The organism is Micrococcus sp. HSID17227, assembly GCF_003989405.1.
GTDB classification, from domain to species: domain Bacteria; phylum Actinomycetota; class Actinomycetes; order Actinomycetales; family Micrococcaceae; genus Micrococcus; species Micrococcus luteus.
Genome location: NZ_RBLN01000274.1, coordinates 1 through 2,558 on the forward strand (window position 1 = coordinate 1; position 2,558 = coordinate 2,558).

The following is a 2,558-nucleotide window of genomic DNA, read 5'->3' on the forward strand; positions in this document are numbered from 1 at the left end:
CTGGGACCACATCGGCCTGATCGGCGTCCAGCACGAGAAGGCTTCCGAGGGCTGGTACTGGCCCAACCGCCCCGGCGCCACCGGGAGCGCCTGGATCGACGCCGCCGAGTTCTTCGTCGCCGCCCGCGACCAGCTGTTCCCGATCTACGCCTCCCGCTTCACGCCGACGTGGCTGCGCCTGCTGGGCGCCGAGGTGGGCCGCGGCGTCGAGGCCTCCACCGTGGTGCTCCTGCCCTGCATGACCCGCGTGGGCGACGGCGCGTTCCTCGCCGACGACACGATGGTCTCCTCCTACTCCCTCGACGGCGGGTGGATGCACGTGGCCCCCGCGAAGGTCGGCAAGCGCTCGTTCGTGGGCAACTCCGGCATGGTGCCCGGCGGCCGCACCCTGCGCCGCGACTCGCTCGTGGCGGTGCTGTCCACCACCCCGGCCAAGACCAAGGCGGGCACGTCCTGGATGGGCTCCCCGCCCGTGCGCCTGCGCCGCAACGAGGTCACCGCAGACGCCGCCCTCACCTACGACCCGCCGGCCCGACTCAAGGCCGCCCGCACCGCCTGGGAGCTGCTGCGCGCGATCCCGGTGTGGCTGCACGTGGCCCTGTCCCTCGCCGTCGGCGCGACGCTGGCCGCCCTCATCGCGGTCGGCACGTGGGCGCTGGCCTTCGTCCTGGGCGGCGTCGTCCTGCTCGCGGCCGGCGCGGTCGCGGCGAGCCTGACCGTGCTCGCCAAGCGGGTCTTCGTCGGCCGGATCCGCGCGGGCGAGCACCCGCTGTGGTCCTCGTTCATCTGGCGCAACGAGGTCGCGGACACCTTCACCGAGTTCCTCGCCGCCCCGTGGTTCAGCCGGGCCGCGGCCGGCACCCCCGCCCTGGTCTGGTTCCTGCGCGCGATGGGCGCCCGCATCGGCCACGGCGCCTGGGTCGAGTCCTACTGGCTGCCCGAGGCCGACCTCGTGGAGCTCGGCGACGGCGCCACCGTGAACCGCGGCTGCGTCGTCCAGACCCACCTGTTCCACGACCGCGTGATGTCCCTGGACGCCGTCGTCCTGGAGGACGGCGCCACCCTCGGCCCCCACTCCGTGGTGCTGCCCGCCGCCCGCCTGGGCCGCGGCACCACCGTCGGTGCCGGGTCCCTCGTGATGCGCGGCGAGGAGCTGCCCGCCGGCACGTGGTGGCTCGGCAACCCGGTCTCCCCGTGGCGTCGTCCCGACGGCGACCCCGCCGCCGCGGCCACCCCCTCCCGAGAGGAAGCATGAGCACCGATCCCTACGTCCCGGGCGTCGGCACCGACGCCGCCACCGTCGAGCACATCGCACTGGACCTCGACGTGCGCCTGGCCGCGAACCGGGTCTCCGGCACCGCCGTCCTGCGCGTGCGCCTGACGAAGCAGAGCCGCCGCATCGAGCTGGACCTGTACCGGCTGCGCGTGTCCCGGGTGGACGCCGTCGTCGACGGCCGCGCCGTCGCCTCCTCGTTCACCCAGCCGGGCCGCGCCCCGAGCCGCCTCGTCGTCGACCTGGACGAGAGCCGGCCGGAGGGCACGCTCGTGGAGCTGACCGTGGTCTACGCGGGCACGCCCACGCTGCGGCGCAGCCCGTGGGGCACGATCGGCTGGGAGGAGCTCACGGACGGCGTGCTCGTGGCCGGGCAGCCCCACGGCGCCTCCACGTGGCTGCCGTGCGTGGACTCCCCCACCTCCCGCTCGACGGCGGAGATCACCCTCACCTGCGACGCGGGCTACCTGCCCGTCGCCAACGGCGTGGGCGCGCCCGTGCGCACGCGCGGCTCGCGGGTCACGTGGCGGTGGCGGCTCGACCAGCGCGTGCCCGCCTACCTGCTCAGCGTGCAGATCGGCCGCTACCGGCTCGTGGACGCCGCCCCTCCCGCCGAGGGCCTGCCGCCGCTGCGCCTCGTGGTCTCCCCGCGGACCGAGCAGCGGGCCCTCCGGGCCCTTGCCCCCCAGCCGGCCATGATGGCCACGTTCATCGACGCCTACGGGCCATACCCATTCGAGGACTACACCGCGGTCGTGGCCGACGAGGAGCTCGAGATCCCGCTCGAGGCCGCGAGCATGTCGCTGTTCGGCACCAACCACCTGGACGGCTCGTGGGAGTCCGAGCGGCTGATCGCCCACGAGATGTCCCACCAGTGGTTCGGCAACGCCGTGACCCTGGGCCGCTGGTCCGACCTGTGGCTGCACGAGGGCTTCGCCTGCTGGTCCGAGTGGCTGTGGGCCGAGGCCTCGGGGCGGTCCAGCATCACCTCGATGGCGCGGCGGGCCTGGCAGAAGCTGGCCGCGCACCCGGTGGAGCAGGCGCTGGCCGAGCCCGGGCCGGAGGAGATGTTCGAGGACTGGGTGTACAAGCGCGGCGCGCTCACCGTGGAGGCGCTGCGGCACCTGCTGGGCACGGACCTCTTCGGCTCCATGCTGCGCGCCTGGGTGCGGGAGCACCGGTTCGGCACCGTCGACTCCCTGGGGCTGCGCACGCACGTGCACGCGTGGGCCCCGCACGCCGGGGTGAGCCGAGCGCAGGTGGACGAGCTCTTCGACGCGTGGAC

The 2,558-nt window shown here is 74.6% G+C and carries 1 protein-coding gene and 1 pseudogene; both read left to right on the forward strand.

Annotated elements, in window-relative coordinates:
• Positions 1–1,255, forward strand: a pseudogene (locus tag D8M29_RS10705) (amino acid adenylation protein); the annotation flags it as partial.
• The coding region (locus D8M29_RS10710; protein WP_148111586.1) for a M1 family metallopeptidase at positions 1,252–2,558 on the forward strand (1,307 nt) is incomplete at its 3' end. The pseudogene D8M29_RS10705 and the gene D8M29_RS10710, both read left to right, overlap by 4 nt.